At 71.3% G+C, this 16,533-nt stretch carries 17 protein-coding genes; 7 read left to right on the forward strand and 10 right to left on the reverse strand.

The genetic code is table 11. The features are described 5' to 3' along the window. Positions 1-85: 85 nt before the first annotated feature. From SD460_RS33870 to SD460_RS33885, 4 genes are read right to left on the reverse strand one after another with little or no spacing between them, the layout of a single operon-like run. Entirely contained in the window at positions 86-853 is a 768-nt protein-coding gene (locus tag SD460_RS33870) for an anti-sigma factor (protein WP_438860860.1), read from the reverse strand. Then, entirely contained in the window at positions 850-1,455 is a 606-nt protein-coding gene (sigK, locus tag SD460_RS33875) for an ECF RNA polymerase sigma factor SigK (protein ID WP_290061813.1), read from the reverse strand. Before sigK ends, SD460_RS33870 begins: the two co-directional genes overlap by 4 nt. Further along, positions 1,448-2,182: a DUF1365 domain-containing protein gene (locus SD460_RS33880; protein WP_318307681.1), complete on the reverse strand. Its 735-nt coding sequence runs from the start codon at positions 2,180-2,182 to the stop codon at positions 1,448-1,450. Before SD460_RS33880 ends, sigK begins: the two co-directional genes overlap by 8 nt. Next, entirely contained in the window at positions 2,176-3,444 is a 1,269-nt protein-coding gene (locus SD460_RS33885) for an NAD(P)/FAD-dependent oxidoreductase (protein WP_290061812.1), read from the reverse strand. Before SD460_RS33885 ends, SD460_RS33880 begins: the two co-directional genes overlap by 7 nt. A gap of 82 nt (positions 3,445-3,526) precedes the next feature. Between SD460_RS33885 and SD460_RS33890 the strand changes: the two genes are divergently transcribed. Both SD460_RS33890 and SD460_RS33895 read left to right on the forward strand, forming a co-directional pair. After that, positions 3,527-4,795 carry an SAM-dependent methyltransferase gene (locus SD460_RS33890; RefSeq protein WP_290061811.1) on the forward strand — a complete coding sequence of 423 codons (1,269 nt, stop codon included), beginning with the start codon at positions 3,527-3,529 and terminating at the stop codon, positions 4,793-4,795. Then, positions 4,792-5,553 carry a DUF1295 domain-containing protein gene (locus tag SD460_RS33895; RefSeq protein ID WP_290061810.1) on the forward strand — a complete coding sequence of 254 codons (762 nt, stop codon included), beginning with the start codon at positions 4,792-4,794 and terminating at the stop codon, positions 5,551-5,553. Before SD460_RS33890 ends, SD460_RS33895 begins: the two co-directional genes overlap by 4 nt. Here SD460_RS33895 and SD460_RS33900 read toward each other — a convergent pair. Beyond that, positions 5,540-6,046 (reverse strand): DinB family protein, encoded by a 507-nt coding sequence (locus SD460_RS33900; protein WP_290061809.1) that lies wholly within the window; start codon positions 6,044-6,046, stop codon positions 5,540-5,542. The genes SD460_RS33895 and SD460_RS33900 overlap by 14 nt on opposite strands. Positions 6,047-6,126: 80 nt before the next feature. Between SD460_RS33900 and SD460_RS33905 the strand changes: the two genes are divergently transcribed. Both SD460_RS33905 and SD460_RS33910 read left to right on the forward strand, forming a co-directional pair. Beyond that, positions 6,127-6,585, forward strand: coding sequence for a MarR family winged helix-turn-helix transcriptional regulator (locus SD460_RS33905; RefSeq protein ID WP_290061808.1), 459 nt, complete (start codon positions 6,127-6,129; stop codon positions 6,583-6,585). After that, positions 6,572-7,006, forward strand: coding sequence for an OsmC family peroxiredoxin (locus tag SD460_RS33910; RefSeq protein ID WP_290061807.1), 435 nt, complete (start codon positions 6,572-6,574; stop codon positions 7,004-7,006). The genes SD460_RS33905 and SD460_RS33910 overlap by 14 nt, the downstream gene beginning before the upstream one ends. A gap of 96 nt (positions 7,007-7,102) precedes the next feature. On the opposite strand, the gene SD460_RS33915 is transcribed toward SD460_RS33910, so the two are convergent. After that, on the reverse strand, positions 7,103-7,642 hold the full coding sequence (locus SD460_RS33915) for a CGNR zinc finger domain-containing protein (protein WP_290061806.1): 540 nt from the start codon (positions 7,640-7,642) through the stop codon (positions 7,103-7,105). An 81-nt stretch (positions 7,643-7,723) separates the two neighbouring features. Here SD460_RS33915 and SD460_RS33920 point away from each other — a divergent pair, with 81 nt between their 5' ends. Continuing rightward, positions 7,724-8,893, forward strand: a complete 1,170-nt coding sequence (locus tag SD460_RS33920) for an MFS transporter (protein ID WP_318307265.1) — start codon at positions 7,724-7,726, stop codon at positions 8,891-8,893. Here the strand turns inward: SD460_RS33920 and SD460_RS33925 are convergent. Together SD460_RS33925 and SD460_RS33930 are read right to left on the reverse strand one after the other, a co-directional pair. Beyond that, positions 8,890-9,720, reverse strand: a complete 831-nt coding sequence (locus tag SD460_RS33925) for an NAD(P)H-binding protein (protein WP_318307266.1) — start codon at positions 9,718-9,720, stop codon at positions 8,890-8,892. The two genes, SD460_RS33920 and SD460_RS33925, sit on opposite strands and share 4 nt — an antisense overlap. A gap of 57 nt (positions 9,721-9,777) precedes the next feature. Beyond that, the gene (locus SD460_RS33930; RefSeq protein WP_318307267.1) at positions 9,778-10,431 is read right to left on the reverse strand and encodes an FG-GAP repeat domain-containing protein; all 654 of its coding nucleotides are present in this window, start codon (positions 10,429-10,431) and stop codon (positions 9,778-9,780) included. Positions 10,432-10,685: 254 nt separating this feature from the next. On the opposite strand from SD460_RS33930, the gene SD460_RS33935 reads away from it, so the two are divergent. Then, positions 10,686-11,348 carry a lytic polysaccharide monooxygenase auxiliary activity family 9 protein gene (locus tag SD460_RS33935; RefSeq protein WP_290059400.1) on the forward strand — a complete coding sequence of 221 codons (663 nt, stop codon included), beginning with the start codon at positions 10,686-10,688 and terminating at the stop codon, positions 11,346-11,348. Here the strand turns inward: SD460_RS33935 and SD460_RS33940 are convergent. Beyond that, on the reverse strand, positions 11,345-12,814 hold the full coding sequence (locus tag SD460_RS33940) for an FAD-dependent oxidoreductase (RefSeq protein ID WP_290059402.1): 1,470 nt from the start codon (positions 12,812-12,814) through the stop codon (positions 11,345-11,347). The two genes, SD460_RS33935 and SD460_RS33940, sit on opposite strands and share 4 nt — an antisense overlap. A gap of 83 nt (positions 12,815-12,897) precedes the next feature. Here SD460_RS33940 and SD460_RS33945 point away from each other — a divergent pair, with 83 nt between their 5' ends. After that, positions 12,898-13,500, forward strand: a complete 603-nt coding sequence (locus SD460_RS33945) for a TetR/AcrR family transcriptional regulator (protein WP_290059404.1) — start codon at positions 12,898-12,900, stop codon at positions 13,498-13,500. A gap of 15 nt (positions 13,501-13,515) precedes the next feature. Here the strand turns inward: SD460_RS33945 and SD460_RS33950 are convergent, their stop codons facing one another. Next, positions 13,516-16,518, reverse strand: a complete 3,003-nt coding sequence (locus SD460_RS33950; RefSeq protein WP_318307268.1) for a P-loop NTPase fold protein — start codon at positions 16,516-16,518, stop codon at positions 13,516-13,518. Positions 16,519-16,533: the final 15 nt, after the last annotated feature.

The raw sequence follows: 16,533 nt of genomic DNA on the forward strand, positions 1-16,533 counted from the left end.
AAAGGTGTTTTGCCACAACACGTTCGAGCGCGCAAGAGCGAGGAGCCGCGAGCACCGCCGGAGCCCGGTCTGCTATGGCGCTCGATCAGGCCGGCGCGGGCATGCTCATGAGCACGTCGGTGGGCGCCCCGCTGGGCGATCCGCCCGCCTGCTCGACGCTCACCGCGAGGTGGTCGGCGTTCCCGATCCCCTGGGCCACGACCAGGCCGCCGTCGTCGGCGGCGATCACCCCGGCCGAGCGCGGCGCGCCCGTGCCGGTGATCAGCCAGGCTTCGTAGACCTTCCCGCCCGGCTGCGCCGGCAGCCCGGCGTCCATCACCATCACGCGGTCGAGCGACTTCGACAGGATGACCGTCACCCCGCCGCCGCCGGGCGCTTCGCCGTGCGCGGTCTTCGAGTCCGGCGCGGCGAGCAGCGCCGCCACCGGCTCGTAGCGGTCCCGGGCCTGGTCGAGCCGGGTCTGCGCGGACTGGAGCTCCTGCTGCTGGGTGAGCGCGATGCCGCCGAACACGCCGCCCGCGGCGAGCCCCACGACGGCGGCCGCGGCGGCGATGAAGACCGCCCACCGGGGCGCCCGCGCCGAGCGGCGGGACCGCTCGGGGGAGCCGGGCCGCGTGCGCGGCGGCAGCTGGCGGGTGGCGTGCATGGCGGTCATGACGCGGTCCTTGAACTCCGGCGGCGGCTCCTCGGCCATCGCCGCGCCGAGGCGGGCCGCGGTCGCGCGCAGCTCGGCGACCTCCTGCGCGCACGACTCGCACTGCTCGAGGTGGCGGGCGAACTCCGCGCGCTCGACGTCGTTGACGGCGTCGAGCGCGAAGGCGCCGGCCAGGGTGTGCATCTCCGGCGTGCTCACGCGGTCACCCCCAGGCAGTCCCGCAGGCGGATCAGCCCGTCCCGCAGCCGCGTCTTGACGGTTCCTTGCGGCGTCGACAGCACTTCGGCCACCTCGCGATACGTATAGCCCTGGTAGTAGGCGAGCAGCACGGACTCGCGCTGCAGCTCGGTCAGGAAGGACAGGCACTTGCGCACCTGGGAGCGTTCGAGCCGCGCGGTGACGGACTCGGCGACCTCGTCGAAGGGTCGGCCGCGGGCGGCTTCGAAGGTCGCCTTCTGCTCGCGTTCGGTGCTGGCTCGCGCGGAGCGGACCCGGTCGACCGCGCGGCGGTGCGCCAGCGTCATCGCCCAGTTCAGCGCGGACCCCTTCTCCGGCGCGTACCGCGTCGCGGTGCGCCACAGCTCGACGAGGACCTCTTGGGCGACCTCTTCGGACTGGGCCGCGTCACGCACGATCCGCCGGACGAGCCCGAAGATGGGGCCCGCGAACTGGTCGTAGAGCAGCTCGAAGGCCCGCTCGTCGCCCTTGGCGACGCGCACCATCAGCTCTTCGGCCGTCGGGCCCGCCGGGGCTTCGGCGGGCACCGGCGCGATGTGGCGCTGGCGGGCCGGCTCATCCATGCAGCTGTCCTCCGGCGTTCTGCGGGGTGCGCGCGATGACCGGCGCCTTGCGCAGCCACAGCGCGACGCCGTGGCGGCGGATGAGCGCGGACACCCGCTGCGGCAGCAGCGGCCGGGCGAGCACGAGCCGGGCCAGCCACCGCGGGTCCACCGGGCGGCGGACTCCCCGAAGCGTAGCGACCAGCGGCGTCGAACTCCCGCGGCGCAACGCGACCGTGAGGTCGAGCAGCGCTTCCGGGTGCGGCAGGCGCATCCGGTACTCGCCGTCCATCTCCTGGAACGGCGAGACGTAGAACTCCTTGGCCGCGCGGGCGAGGCCCGCCTCGTCGGGGCGCAGCAGGTAGGCGTGCCGGCCGCCGTAGGTGTTGTGCACCTCGGCCACGACGCACGCGAGCGCGCCGTCGGCGTCGTGGCACCAGTAGACGCTGATCGGGTTGAAGACGTACCCGAGCACGCGCGCGGCGGCCAGCATGACGACCTTGCCGCCGCGCAGGTCGACGTCGCGCTCGGCGAGCCAGGCGTCCAGCTTCTCCCGGATCCCGCGCGGGTCGGACGCCACGAAGTGGTCGCGGCGGTCGAACCGGGCGAACGGCCGCAGCCACCACGGCAGCCGCGGCGGCGCGTCCAGGTCCACCAGCCACAGGTACACGCGGTGCGCGAAGGAGTGCGGCGGGTCGATCCGCCGCACGTGCGCGACCGTGGCGTCGTAGAGCGCGTTGGTCACCAGGCCACTCCCAGGCTTTCGGCGGCGCGGGCCCCCGAAGCACAGCCGTCCTCGTGGAAGCCCCAGCCGTGGTAGGCGCCGGCGTAGGCGAACACGCCGTCGTTGAGCTCGGGCAGCCGGCGTTGCGCCGCAACGGATTCCGGCGTGTAGACCGGGTGCTCGTAGTGCATCTTGGCGACCAGGGCCTCCCGGTCGGTGCCTTCCCGCGGGTTGAGCGTGACGACGTAGCCGGTCGGCTCGTCCAGTCGCATCAGGCGGTTCATGTCGTAGCTGACCTGGACCGCGCCGGTCGGGGCGCCGCACACCGGCGCCCGGTAGTTCCAGCCCGCGCGGGCGTCGGCCAGCGACGGCAAGACGCTCGTGTCGGTGTGCAGCCAGGCCTCGTTCGCCGAGTAGCGGAACGCGCCGAGCACCTCGCGCTCGGCGGCGGTCGGGTTGCCCAGCAGGGCGAGTGCCTGGTCGGCGTGGGTGGCGATGACGACCTTGTCCACGCGGTGCGGGGTGTCCGCGTCGTCACGGACCTCGACGCCGCCCGCGGTGCGCAGCACCGACCGCACCGGCGTGGAGAGGTGCACGGCGGTGAGCTGCTTGGCCGCGCGTTCGACGTATTCGCGGGACCCGCCGACGACGGTCCGCCAGGCCGGCGAGTTCTTGACGCTCAGCATGCCGTGGTTGCGGAGGAACTCGAACAGGTAGCGGGCCGGGTAGCGCAGCGTGTCGCTGCGGTCGGCCGACCAGACGGTCGAGACCAGCGGCAGCATGAAGTGGTCGGTGAAGTAGCGGGTGTAGCCGCCGATGGCGAGGAACGCGCCGAGCGTCACATCGCCGGCGTCCGTCGCGTCGAGCAGCCGCTTCGCGTGCCGGTGGAACTTCTTCACCTCGGCCAGCATCCGCAGGTAGCGGGGCCGCGCGAGGTTGCCGCGCTGGGCGAACAGGCCGGCCAGCCCCTTCGCGCCGGCGTACTGCAGGCCGCAGCCGTCGCACCGGATGCTCATCGACATCTCGGTGTCGCGGGTGCGCACGCCGAGCTCCCCGAACAGCTTCAGCAGCGTCGGGTAGGTGCGCTCGTTGTGGACGATGAACCCCGAGTCCACGCCGATGGTGCCGCCGTGGGCGCTGGGCACGTCGTGGGTGTGCGCGTGCCCGCCGAGCCGGTCGTCGGATTCGAACAGCAGGACCTCGTGCTTGCGTTGCAGCAGGTATGCCGCCGTCAGCCCGGCCACCCCGCTGCCGATGACGGCGATGCGTTCTCCCGTGATCTCCACACCGGTACTTCGCCGCCGGCTCGCAGGTGGATTGGATGAAGCCGGCACCAATCCACCACGCAGGGGAGAGCGAATCCCGGACATGCCGAACAGCACCGCGCACCGCCTCGCCTCGTTCGCCGAAAAACTCCTCGGCGGGCAGCTCCCCGTGGGCCTGCGGACCTGGGACGGAAGCCAGGCCGGCCCAGTAGACGCGCCCACCGTCGTCCTCCGCAACCGCCGTGCCCTGCGCCGCCTGCTCTTCGCGCCGGGTGAGCTGGGTCTCGCCCGCGCCTACGTCACCGGTGACCTCGACGTCGAAGGAGACCTGGCGGACGGCTTCCGCCGGATCTGGGCCCTCACCCGCTCGGGGGAGCTGAACCGGGTGAAGCTCGGCCCGCGCGACTGGGCGGAGGCCGTCAAGCTCGCCGCGTCGCTCGGCGTCGTCGGGCCGCCGCCGAAGCCGCCCGCCGAGGAGGCGCGGCTCACCGGCAAGCTGCACAGCCTGCTGCGCGACAAGTCCGCCATCGCGCACCACTACGACCTGAGCAACGCCTTCTACCAGCTGCTCATGGACGAGTCGATGGCCTACTCCAGCGCGTACTTCACCTCCGAGTCGCAGAGCCTCGAAGAGGCGCAGCACGACAAGCTGGAGATGATCTGCCGCAAGCTGGGCCTGCGCCCCGGCATGCGGCTGCTCGACATCGGCTGCGGCTGGGGCTCGCTGCTGGTCCACGCGGCCAAGCACCACGGGGTGCACGCCGTCGGCATCACGCTCTCGGGCGAGCAGCTGCAGCACATCCGCGCCCGGCTCGCCCAGCACGACCTCGAAGACCGCGTCGAGGTCCGCCGTCAGGACTACCGCGAGCTGCCGGACGCGCCGTTCGACGCGGTCGCGTCGATCGAGATGGGCGAGCACGTCGGCGAGATCAACTACCCGACGTACGCGGCGACGCTGCACAAGATGGTCAAGCCCGGTGGCCGGGTGCTGATCCAGCAGATGTCGCGGGGGAACGTCGCCCCCGGCGGCGGCGCGTTCATCGAGCGGTACATCGCCCCCGACATGACCATGCGCCCGGTCGGCCGGACCGTCGACCACCTGGAGAACGCGGGCCTGGAGGTCCGGGACGTGCACGCGATGCGCGAGCACTACGTCTGGACGGTCCGGGCGTGGGCCGACACCCTGGAGGAGAACTGGGCGGACGTCGTCGCGCTGATCGGTGAGACCGGGGCGCGGGTCTGGCGGCTGTACCTGGTGGGCGGGGCACTGGCGTTCGAGGAGAACCGGATGGGTGTGGACCAGATCCTGAGCGTGCGGCCGGACGAGCACGGCGTCAGCGGGATGCCGGCGACGCGGGAGTGGCTCCGATGACGCAGCTGCTCGTCACGGCCGCCGTCACGCTGGTGGCGGTGGTCGTGACCTTCGGGATCGCGCGGGCGCGCAAGCGCTACGACACGATCGACACGTTCTGGGGGCTCGGGTTCGCGATCGTCGCGGTCGCGGCGTTCCCGTTCGGCGACGGCCCGCTCTCCCTGCGGCTCGTGGTGGTCCTCCTGACGGTGGTCTGGGGCGTGCGGCTCTCGGTGCACCTGCACCTGCGCAACCACAAGCTGCCCGAGGACCCGCGGTACGCGCGGATGGGCTACGGGCCGCTCAAGATGTTCGTGCGGATCTACCTGTTCCAGGCCGTGGTGCTGTACTTCGTCTCCCTGCCGGTGCAGTTCGCGGTGGACGGGACCGGGATCGGCGTCCTGGGCTGGCTGGGCATCGCCGTGTGGCTGGTCGGCTTCGGGTTCGAGACGGTCGGCGACGACCAGCTGCGCCGCTTCAAGGCCGACCCGTCGAACAAGGGCAAGGTGCTCGACACGGGGTTGTGGCGCTACACGCGGCACCCGAACTACTTCGGCGACGCGTGCGTGTGGTGGGGCCTCTACCTGCTGGCCTGCTCGACGTGGCCGGGGGCGCTCACCATCCTCTCCCCCATCGCGATGACGTTCACCCTGGCCCGCGGCACCGGGAAACCCATGCTGGAGAAGGGCATGGCGCGCACGCGCCCGGCGTACGCGCACTACGTCGAGCGGACCAGCGGGTTCTTCCCGCTGCCGCCCAAGAAGGTCACTCCCCGGTGAGGCCGTCGGTCAGCTCGCGCAGGACGTCGAGGTGGCCGACGTGCCGGGCGGTCTCCTCGATCATGTGCGTGAGCACCCAGCGGACGTTGAAGGTCTCGTGCTTGTGCGTGACTTCGTCGTCGAAGCCGTGTGCGGCGACGATTTGGCGGCTGCGGGCGCACTGCTTTTCGTAGTCGGCGAGCAGCGTTTCGACGGTGGTCCCGGGCGGGACCCGGAACTCGGCGTCCGGGTCCTGCTCGAGCTTGGCCTCCCAGGTGTCCTCCTCGCCGTCGACGACGACGGCGAACCAGAACCACTCGTTGAGCGTGAGGTGGGCGATCAGGCCGGCGACGGTGGTCAGCTCGCTCGGCAGGTGGACCTGGCGGGCTTGCGCTTCGGTGAGCCCGCCGGACTTCCACGCGACGGTGGCGCGGTGGTAGTCGAGCAGTCCGGTCAGGATTTCGCGCTCGCCGCCGGTGAGCGGGACTTCCGGGCGCTGGGGTCGTTCGGTCATGGCGGTGACTCTGCCAGAGGGGTCCGACAGTTTCGTCGAATACCTTGCGCGCGATGTAATCGTGGGCTAGGTTCCTGGGTGTGCCGGATGAGTTCCTGTTGGACGAGCAAGCCTGCTTCGCGCTCTACGCGGCGTCGCGCGCGGTGACGGACACCTACCGTCCCCTGCTCGGCGAGCTGGGGCTCACCTACCCGCAGTACCTGGTGCTGCTGGTGCTGTGGGAGTCCGACGCCCGGCCGGTCAAGGAGATCGGCGAGGCGCTGCACCTGGACTACGGCACGCTTTCCCCGCTGCTCAAGCGACTCGAGGCCAACGGGCTGGTCACGCGGGCACGCCTGCCCGAGGACGAACGGACCGTGGTGGTCAGCCTGACCGAGCAGGGCCGTACGACGCGCACCCGCGCGGCGGGCGTCCCGTCGGCCATCGGCTGCGCACTGGGCCTCGACGACGTTTCGCGGCGCCAACTGATCGAAACCCTGCGGCGGCTGACAGCGTCGGCCACCGCCTACTCACATGGAGGCCCTGATGCCCAGCCGTGACGCGACCACCCACTGGGTCGGCGGACTGCAGAACGGGAAGGGCGAGGTCACCCTGGACTCGTCCAACGCCGGCACGTTCTCCGTGTCGTTCCCGACCCGCGCGGGCAACCCGGACGGCCAGACGAGCCCCGAGGAACTCATCGCGGCGGCGCACTCGTCGTGCCTGGCGATGAACCTGTCGGGCGTGCTGGAGGCTCAGAAGCTGACGGCGGATTCGATCGACGTGAGCGCCGAGGTGACGCTCGGCCCAGCCTCCGGCGGCGGCTTCGAGATCAGCGGCATCGCGATCACGCTGCGCGCTTCGATCGAGGGCGTGACGGCGGAGCAGTTCGCGGAGTACGCCGAGACGGCGGAGAAGACGTGCCCGGTGTCGAAGGCACTGGCGGGCACGACGATCACCCTGGACGCGGCGCTCAACTGACCCCGGTCCCAAGCGCCCCAAGGCGGCCTTGGTTGCGTCTCACGCACCGAAGGCCGCCTTGGGTGCGTGAGACGCACCGAAGGCCACCTTGGGGCGCTAACCCCGCGCCCCCTCCTTGGCGCGATAAGTCGACTTCTTGGCCTGGTTGCCGCAGATCTCCATCGAGCACCACCGGCGCGTGCCCGGCCTCGACGTGTCCAGGAACAGCGCGCCGCACGCCGGGCCCGCGCAGCGGCGGACCCGGTCGAACTCGCGCGACGTCGCCAGGTCCAGTGCGTCCCGGGACAGCAGGGCCAGCATCGCCGCCGCGGGGTTTTCAGCCTGCCAGCGCACTTCGCCCGACGGCGTCAGCGAAGGCGCCGGGACCGGCAGCGCCGCGAACCGGTTGAGGCGCTGGCGGGAGGCCGGCCGCAGGGAGCCGGTGAGCAGCTCGTGGATCGCCTCCCGTGCAACCCGGGCGTCGTCGGCACCGGCCGGACGGACCGGCGAGGAAAACGGGCCCAGCTGGTCGATCCACGCTCCCCACGCCGCCGCGTCCAAGAGCTCCTCCGTCTCCGCGGGCGTGCCGCGGTAGCGCAGCGTGCGGACGAAGTCGAGGCACAGCCTGCCCGCGCCCGAGCGGAAGCGTTCCGTCATACGGGTCACAGTACGCCGGAACCGGTTTGACTGGTACCGTCGGGAACCGATCAAACCGGTTCCACGCTCCTGGGGGCACGCATGACCGACACCAAGCAGCAGGCGCCGCCCGGGTGGCTGGTGCTGCTGCTGGCCGTCTCCTGTGGACTGACGGTCGCCAACCTCTACTACGCCCAGCCGCTGCTCGCGGAGCTGCGCGGGACGTTCGGGGTGGGCGAAGCCGCCGCCGGCGGGGTCGTCACCGCCACCCAGATCGGGTACGCCGCCGGGATGGTGCTGCTCGTGCCGCTCGGGGACCGGCTCGAGAACCGGGGGCTCGTCGCGACGCTGCTCGCCGTCGCCTGCGCCGGCCTGGTCGTCACCGGCGTCGCGCCCGGGTTCGCCGTGCTGCTGATCGCTTCCCTGCTCGTCGGGGCCACGTCGGTCGTCGTGCAGATCCTCATCCCGTTCGCCGCCGACCTCTCCCCCGACGACATCCGCGGCCGGATCGTCGGGCGCGTCGTGAGCGGGCTGCTCTTCGGCATCCTGCTCTCGCGCGTGGTCGCCAGCTTCCTGGCCGAGGTCACGAACTGGCGCGTCGTGTTCCTCATCTCGGCGGCGGCGATGGCCGCGCTCGCCGTCGTGCTGCGGTTTTCCCTGCCGCGGCGGGCACCCAAGACCGACGTCCACTACGGACAGTTGATCCGCTCGACGCTGGCTATGTGGAAGAAGCACCCGGCACTGCGCCACCGCGCGCTGTACCAGTCGGCGATGTTCGGTGCCTTCAGCGCGTTCTGGACGACCATCGCCTTCGTGCTGACCGCGCCGCCGTTCGACTACAGCCAGCTCGGCGTCGGCCTGTTCGCGCTGGCCGGTGCGGCGGGCGCCGCGGTGGCGCCGCTGGCCGGGCGGTGGTCGGACCACGGCCACGGCCGGCGGCTCACCGCGGGCGCCTTCGTGCTCTGCGCGGCGGCCTTCGCGCTCGCCGGGTTCGGCGCGCACAGCGTCGTCCTGCTGGCGATCGCCGCGATCGCCGTCGACATGGCGGTCCAGACCACGCTGGTCACCGGCCAGCACGTGATCTACCAGCTCGACCCGTCCGCCCGCGCCCGGGTCAACAGCGTCTACCTGGGCACGTTCTTCATCGGCGGCGCGATCGGCTCCCAGGCGGGCTCGATCGCCTACCACCTCGGCGGCTGGACGGCGGTCGTCGTCTTCGCCGGCGTGCTCCCTCTGCTGGGCCTGGCCGGGATGACCCGCACGCGCGTCTAGGCGAAGACCTCCCGCCGCGCGGCGGCCCATTCCGCGTACGTCGTCCCGGGGCGGCCGAGCAGTTCCTCGACGACGCCGGTCGGCGCCTGCGGGTGCCGCAGCGTCTCCTCGAAGCCGTCGAGCAGCCAGTCGACGGCCGCTTCCGGGATGCCGAAGCCGACCCACTGCTCGCGCTGTTCGTCACGGGTCAGTTCGTGGAAGCGGATTTCCTTGCCCAGCACCGATCCCAGCGTCGCGACCTGCCCGCGCAGGCTGATCGCTTCCGGTCCACTGAGGACGTGCGTGGCTCCGATGTGTCCGTCCGAAGTGCACACCCGGGCCGCCACGGCCGCGATGTCGCCCAGGTCGATCGGCGTCTGCGTGGCGTCGCCGTAAGCCATCCAGACCTCGCCCGCGCGGACCATGTCCGCCCAGTCGAGCGTGTTGTTCATGAACACCCCGGGCCGCAGGAAGGTCCAGGCGAAGCCCGCCTCCCGCACCGCGGCCTCGACGGCGGCGTACTCGTTGCCACTGGAGCCCTCGTGGCCGTCCCCGACACTGCTGCCCGACAGCGCGACCACCCGCTCGACGCCGGCGTCGGCCGCGAGCTCGCAGAACCGCCGCACGGTCCGCGCCATCGGCGCCAGGTAGACCGCGTCGACCCCCTTGAGCGCCGCGGGCAGCGTCGAGGGCCTGGCCAGCGAACCCACCACCACCTCGGCCTCCGGCGGCAGCTTCGCCCGCGCGGGGTCGACGGTCAGCGCGCGCACCGGCACCCCCGTGGCCAGCAGTTCGTCGACCACCAGGCGTCCCACGCTGCCGGTCGCGCCCGTCACCAAGATCGTCATCGCACTCCCCTTCTCGTATGCCGTACGATATCGTACGGCATACGAGAAAGGAACGGGTCAGGCGCAGCCGGCCGCGTCCACCGCGAGCAGCGGGTCGTTCGCGGGCCGCGCGGTGATCGGCGCCGACTCCTGGACGCTCAACGCCCCGTCGCGCAGGGTGTAGGTGGTGCGGGTACCCGAGTAGGTGAACCGCTCGGCCGGGCGGCTGACGTCGTCGTTCTCACTGGCCACCACGACGAACGCGCGGCCACCCTCGAACGGCGTGCACGTGTAGCCCAGGTGGGCGGCGACGCCACCGCCTTCGGCGAGCGAGAACGGCTGGTCGTCCGGGCCGACCACCGGGCTGAGATTGCGGCCGTCGAAGTGCAGCGCGGAGAAGAACGTGGTGTTGGCGCCGACCGACCGGGTGACGATCAGCTCGGCGCGGCCGTCGCCGTTGAGGTCGGCCACCCGCGGGGCTTCGAGGCCGAACTGGCTGTCCGACGGCAGGTGGATCGAGGTGTAGGCGCCGTCCACCGTGGCCGAGATCAGCTGGTCGTCCCCCACCTGCTGCGCGGTCACGGTCTCCAGCTCCCCATCGCCGTTCAGGTCGGCGACAGTGGTGACCGGGCCGGCGGCGGGCGCGGCCAGCGCCGGCCCGACGGCGACGAGGCTCAGCGCGGCGGCGACGCCGGTCACGGTGGCGGTGCGGACGATTCCGGTGCGGTTCATGAGATCTCTCCTCCCCTTCCGGTGATCTTTTCACCGGAAGTGCTCTCACGAAGAAAGACGGCCACGAGTGGATCAAGTGCACTCGGGGTGTGATGCGCCACACAAACGCAACCCGGCCCGTGCGGAACAGTCCAACAACCCGGCAACTCTGTTGGTTGAACTTTGCCCGATTCGCCGCTAAGCTCCGTTCCGCACTGGGAGCGCTCCCACATGGATCAGCACCACCACTCATCGTCGAGAATGGAGGCCCATCCATGCGCAAGTGCAGCAGCTCCAGGTCCGTCACCCGACGGCGGAGCGTCCTCGCGCTGATCATCGCCACGCTGGCCGGACTGTTCGTCGGGGTCCCGGCAGCGTCGGCGCACGGCACCATCGTCAGCCCCGCCACCCGCGCCTACCAGTGCTGGACGGATTGGGGCAGCCAGCACACGAACCCGGCCATGCAGCAGCAGGATCCCATGTGCTGGCAGGCTTTCCAGGCCAACGCCGACACGATGTGGAACTGGATGAGCGCGCTGCGGGACGGGCTCGGCGGCAACTTCCAGGGCTCGACCCCCGACGGTCAGCTCTGCAGCAACGCCCTGTCCCGCAACAACTCCCTCAACACCCCCGGCGCGTGGAAGGCGACGAGCCTGGGCAGCAGCTTCTCGATGCACCTGTACGACCAGGCCAGCCACGGCGCCGACTACTTCCGCGTCTACATCAGCAAGAACGGGTTCGACCCCACCACCCAGCGCCTCGGCTGGGGCAACCTCGACTTCATCACCCAGACCGGCAAGTACGCCCCGGCCAAGGACATCACGTTCAACGTCCAGACGCCGGGATCGTACCGGGGTCGCCACGTCGTCTTCACCATCTGGCAGGCCTCGCACCTCGACCAGACGTACATGTGGTGCAGTGACGTGAACTTCGGCTAGCCGAGCGCGGCGAGGTAGGCCGCCACCGCCTCGCCGTCACCCGCGTCGGAGATCAGGCCGACGTAGCCGTCGGGGCGGATCAGCACGAGCGTGCGCTCGGTCGCACCGTAGGCGGCGGCCAACTGACCGGCGGTGTCGGCGATTTCGCCGGCACCGCCCGGTCGCGCCACGACGCGGAACGTCCGCGGGCCGGCGGGCACGGCCGCGGTTCCGAAGTCCAGCACCGTGAAGCGGCCGCCGCGGGTCAGGTCGAACAGCCGGCGGTCACCGTCCACTGTCGACAGACCGGCCGCGTCTGGGGCCCGGTCACCGGCGCGCAGCCCGGCCGTTTCGCCGCGGTCGTCGCGGGCCAGCACCGAGCCGCGGTAGGTGACGGCCAGCTGCGCCGTCCGGGCGTCCCGGCGGATCGGGATGCTCTTCCGCTCAGCCGCCTCCGCGAGGCGGGCGTCCGAAAGCGCGAGCACGTCCGCGGCGACCGGCCGGCGTTCGGCCTCGTAGCTGTCGAGCAGCACCGGCGAGGCGCCCATCGCGAGCTTCCAGCCGAGATTGTGCGCGTCATGGATGCCGGTGTTCATGCCCTGCCCGCCGGCGGGCGAGTGGATGTGCGCGGCGTCGCCGGCGAGGAACACGCGGCCTTCGCGGTAGCGGGCGGCGAGCCGGACGTTGGCGCGCCACAGCGACGACCACTCCGGCTCGTGGACGCGGACGTCGGTGCGGCCGCTCCGCCGTTCGAGGACCGCCTGCAGGTTCGCGAGGCCGAGCCCGGGATCCTGGCCGGGCGCGAGGCTCGCTTGGTACTGGAAGAGGTCGGTCGACGGCAGCGGGCAGAGGGTGACGAGTCCTTCGGCGTGCCCCCACATGTGCCAGGCGTCGCGGTCGAGGCCGTCGACGCGGACGTCGGCGACGAGCATCCGCACCTCCTCGCGGGTCTCGCCCTCGAACGGGATCCCGGCCCGCTTGCGGACGACGCTGTGGCCGCCGTCGCACCCGGCCAGCCATCGCGCGGTGACCGTCTCGGTCCCGCCATCCTTGACGAGCACCGCCGTTACGCCATCGGCCGACTGCTCGAACGTCTCGAGCGCGGTGCCGAACTCGACCTCGCCGCCGAGTTCCCCCAGGCGCAGCCGTAGTGCTTCCTCGACCCGCCATTCGGGCGTGATCAGGCCGGCCGGGTACGGGATGCCGGGATGCTCCGGCAGTGGCCCGGCACCGCTCAGCGTCACGTCGCCGCCGGGCGCGGTCGACCGGATCGGCATGGCCAGGCGGCCGTGGGCGAGCACGCGGTCGACGACCCCGAGGTCGTCGAACACCTCGAGCGTGCGCGGCTGAACTCCCTTGCCGCGCGAGCCCGGCCGCGGACCCGGGGCGGCCTCGACCAGGCGGAACGGGACGCCGCCACGAGCGAGTTCGCAGGCCAGCGTGAGCCCGGTCGGGCCGGACCCGGCGATCAGCACTTCGGTCGGCATGTCCTACCCCCGTAAGAAAGTCTTCCCTTTCTTAGGAGCGTACCCGAGTTGTCAAGAAAGGAAAGACTTTCTATTGTGGGCGCGTGCCCGCCGAACCCGCCCGCCGTCGCCGGCACGGCAAGCAGCTCGAAGCCGAACTCCTCGCGGCGGCCTGGGACGAGCTGGTCGAGACCGGGTACGCGCGCCTGACGATGGAGTCGATCGCCGTCCGCGCGCGGACCAGTGAGGCCGTGCTCTACCGCCGCTGGGCCCACAAGGACGAGGTCGTCATGGCCGCGCTCGAGCACTACCGGGCCACCCACCGGGCGTCGCTCCCCGACACCGGCACCCTGCGCGGCGACCTGCTCGCCGAGCTGGCGGCGGTGAGCGAAACCCGCGCCACGTTCTTCGCCATCGCCGCGGCCACCGCGTTCTCGGGCCTGCTGGCCGGCACCGGCCTGACCCCGGCGCAGGTCCGCACGCGAGTGCTGGGCGAGGCGGCACGCCCGCGCGAGCGGCCCCTCTACCGGCGCGCCCACGACCGCGGCGAGCTCGACCTGGAGCGCGTGTCCACCACGCTGCTCGAGATGCCGTTCGACCTGGTGCGGCACGACCTGCTGATGGAGCTGAAGACACCATCGCCCGCCCGCATCCGGGCGATCGTCGACGAGCTGTTCCTGCCGCTGCTCGACCGGGCTAGAGGGTGAACCCGAACCGCGCGATCACCGGCCCCAGCGCCGGTAGGTGCCGAGGTCGTCGAGCATGTCCGGCCGTCGGCTCGCTTCGAGGCCGCGGTGCAGGCGGGCCCACTCCGCGAAGTCGTGCGGCAGTTCGCCGGGTTCGGTCTCGTTCGTACCCGGGGCCACCTGCGCGAGGAAGCCGGCCCAGCTGTCCCCATCCGCGTCCTGGAGGGCGACGAGCAACCGGTCCGCCAGGCCCGGGTGGCCGGCGACCGCCGCGAGCAGGGTCAGCACGGCCTGGAACTCACCCGGCCGCCCGTCCCCGCCGAGGAAGCGCGACCGCGACCCGACGTGCCGGGTCGCCCGGATCAGGCGATAGGTGTTCATCAGCCGCTTCGCCGCCCGCGGACTCGTGACCAAGGCGCCCAGCTGCTGGGCGAACTCGACTTCGGGCTCGGTGAGGCCGAGGCGCTCCCCCGGGACGGCGGCGGCCGCGGAGCCGGGCTCGACGTCCAGCCGGGCCCGCGCCGGCGTGCGCTCTTCGCGGGTGGTGACGACGGGCCGGCCGGCGTCGATCGTGTCCCGTGGGTCCGCCGGCACGGGCGGCAGAGGGAGGTCAGCGACGCTCCCGATCAGCCGGGCGTAGGCCGCCGGTTCCATTTCCGGCAGGGTGAACGGGATCTGGAAGATCTTCTCCAGGTATTCGACCGGCATCCCGCGCAGGTAGGCGTCCGCCCGGGGATCGCCGCCGGCCGCGAGATCGCGGTACTGGTGCCACAGACTGCTGCTCAGCCAACGCGGGTCCACGCCGACGACGACCACGAACAGCTCCAGCGCGAGCAGCAGGTGGACGGCCTCCAGCACTTCGAGGACCTTGGCCGGCGGGCACCGGTCGAGGTCGTCGATGTAGAGCACGACCCTCGAGACGGGCTTGACGCCGGCGTCGCGGCTCCGGCTTTGGCTGCGCAGGAGCGCGTCCAGGAACCGGAAGTCGCGGTGCAGCGTGCCGACCACGCCTTGGTGCTTCTGGTACCCCGACGCGCGGTCGTTCAAGAACTCGTACAGCTTCCGCCCGACCGAGAGCGCCTCGGCGGCGGCGCGGGTCGTCGCGATCTTCTCGTCGAGCGCGGTGATCGCCTGGGTGGTCTCGGCGATCGCGTGTTCAGCGTCGGCGAGCTTGAGGTCGAGGACGCGTTCCTCGCGGCTTCGCTTGCTCCGCAAGGATTCCCGTGTTTCGTTGGTGATGCGGATGGCGTCCTGGACGTGCCCGAGCGCGGTGTTGACCCGCTGCGCGGCCGGCCGGATCAACTGGGTGAAGCCGACGATCGAGGCGACGGTCCCGCCCAGGGAGTAGAGCCACTCCACTCCCCCGCGCCCGGCGAGCGCGATGGTGAGCACGGCCAGCACGGCGAACGCGGCGGCGAGCGTCCCGAACCAGGATTTGTGGCGGACGCCGCGCCAGACGGCCGGCAGGTAGCCGGCTGTCGTGCGGAGGTCTTTGCCCAGGCCGGTGAGCTCGTCGATGGCCGGTTCGAAGCCCAGCTCTTTCGAGATGTCCTTCAGTTTCCCTTGGATTTCGGTGTTTTTCGCGAGTTCTTTGGCAACTTCGGTGAGCGGTACTTTCTCGATCTCCTCCCGGCGCTTTTCTTCCGCGCGGCTCCGTTTGGTGACGAGCTGCCCGCGCTCGTGTTCCAGCTGGATCCGCTCGGCGTCCAATGTGGACTTTGCGTCGCGGTAGGTTTCGAGCTCGGACAGCAGCGCCTCACGCTCGGCGCGGTTTTTGTCGCCGTGACTGCGGTGCCAGCGCTCCCGTTCGCGGAGATCGACGGGCTCGGGGTCGGCCAGGCGTTCGAAGATCTCGATCGCGAGGCTCGCCCAGAGGCTCGTGTCCGCGTAGTGCCAGGCGTTGAAGCGGATCTGGGTGATGGTGAATCCGTCGTCGTCGCTGGGGACGCGTCCGTCGATCCGCTCGCGCATCTTCTCCATGAAGAAGCTTTTGCCGGTGCCCCACTTGCCGAAGAGGCCGATGGAGAGGGGTGGTTTGACGTGGGGGTCGGTGATGACCTCGCAGACGGCGTTCACGTAGCCCTGGACGTCGAGCTGGTCGGCGCCGGCGGTGCCGTCGTTGTGGTAGCCGTGGGCGAAGCGGACGCCGTTCAGGACCGGCCAGAGGGGTGAGCCGGATGGGGCTACGGCCTCGTCGATCTCGGTGATCAGCGCGGTCCAGGCGCCTTCGCGTTGGAACGCCGCCAGTATTTCGGGGTCGGCGAGGCACAGCCCGAGCAGGAACAGGCGCGTGTCGAGCACCAGGTGGCGGGTCGTCGCGACGACGTCCGCGTCGAACAGGTCTGCGACGAGCTCGTACCAGTCACTCCAGGGCCGGTGCCGCCGAGTACTACTCATCCGCTCCATCGCACCCAGCCGGCCGGCGGCGTACTCCGGGTGCCGCCCGGCGATCACCACGACAATGTGGGACGCGGACGGCTCGGCCGAGGAAAAGCCGTCCGCCACGACCCGCATGCTGCGTGACAGGGGGATCTCCCGCCTGCCCGTCTCGGAGACCAGGAGGTTGAGGTTGTCCAGAGCAAGCTGCTCGGAGACACCCAATCCCATCAGCAGCCGGGGCAGCTGCCCGAAGGCCGTAGCACGTACTGAGCGCATGATCGCTATCGCGATGTCGACGAGGTCGACGGTCGACCGTGGCCCGGACCGCGATGTCAGGTGAGCCCTCAAGGCCGAGGCGAACTCGTCGTGCGCGGGCTCTTCGCCCTCCGGACGAGGCGAGAGTCCATCGAGCCCGATAAACGAGCCGAGTTCGTCCACGTTTCCCTTGCTTGCGCGCAAGGCCTGCCGGATCCCGGTGTCGATCAGCATGAGCGTCCAGAGCGCAGTCGATCGGGTGATCCTCGAGGTATCGGTTTCGTCCGCAGCCAGGCGGAGCCGCTGCGCCGACGACGCCAGCGAAGTGAACTCAGCGATCCGCGGGCTCGGCGTGCGGCCCGACTCCTCGATGAGCTTGCCGACGGTGAGCGGGATGTCGTTCACCCTCGGTGAGTCGCC

The sequence above is a fragment of the Amycolatopsis solani genome, assembly GCF_033441515.1.
GTDB lineage: Bacteria > Actinomycetota > Actinomycetes > Mycobacteriales > Pseudonocardiaceae > Amycolatopsis > Amycolatopsis solani.

Excerpts from the sequence above, each read along its gene's own strand:
- sigK (WP_290061813.1), bottom strand. The coding sequence starts at position 1,455 with ATGGATGAGCCGGCCCGCCAGCGCCACATCGCGCCGGTGCCCGCCGAA.
- SD460_RS33890 (WP_290061811.1), top strand. The coding sequence starts at position 3,527 with ATGCCGAACAGCACCGCGCACCGCCTCGCCTCGTTCGCCGAAAAACTC.
- SD460_RS33895 (WP_290061810.1), top strand. The coding sequence starts at position 4,792 with ATGACGCAGCTGCTCGTCACGGCCGCCGTCACGCTGGTGGCGGTGGTC.
- SD460_RS33900 (WP_290061809.1), bottom strand. The coding sequence starts at position 6,046 with ATGACCGAACGACCCCAGCGCCCGGAAGTCCCGCTCACCGGCGGCGAG.
- SD460_RS33910 (WP_290061807.1), top strand. The coding sequence starts at position 6,572 with ATGCCCAGCCGTGACGCGACCACCCACTGGGTCGGCGGACTGCAGAAC.
- SD460_RS33915 (WP_290061806.1), bottom strand. The coding sequence starts at position 7,642 with ATGACGGAACGCTTCCGCTCGGGCGCGGGCAGGCTGTGCCTCGACTTC.
- SD460_RS33920 (WP_318307265.1), top strand. The coding sequence starts at position 7,724 with ATGACCGACACCAAGCAGCAGGCGCCGCCCGGGTGGCTGGTGCTGCTG.
- SD460_RS33925 (WP_318307266.1), bottom strand. The coding sequence starts at position 9,720 with ATGACGATCTTGGTGACGGGCGCGACCGGCAGCGTGGGACGCCTGGTG.
- SD460_RS33930 (WP_318307267.1), bottom strand. The coding sequence starts at position 10,431 with ATGAACCGCACCGGAATCGTCCGCACCGCCACCGTGACCGGCGTCGCC.
- SD460_RS33935 (WP_290059400.1), top strand. The coding sequence starts at position 10,686 with ATGCGCAAGTGCAGCAGCTCCAGGTCCGTCACCCGACGGCGGAGCGTC.
- SD460_RS33940 (WP_290059402.1), bottom strand. The coding sequence starts at position 12,814 with ATGCCGACCGAAGTGCTGATCGCCGGGTCCGGCCCGACCGGGCTCACG.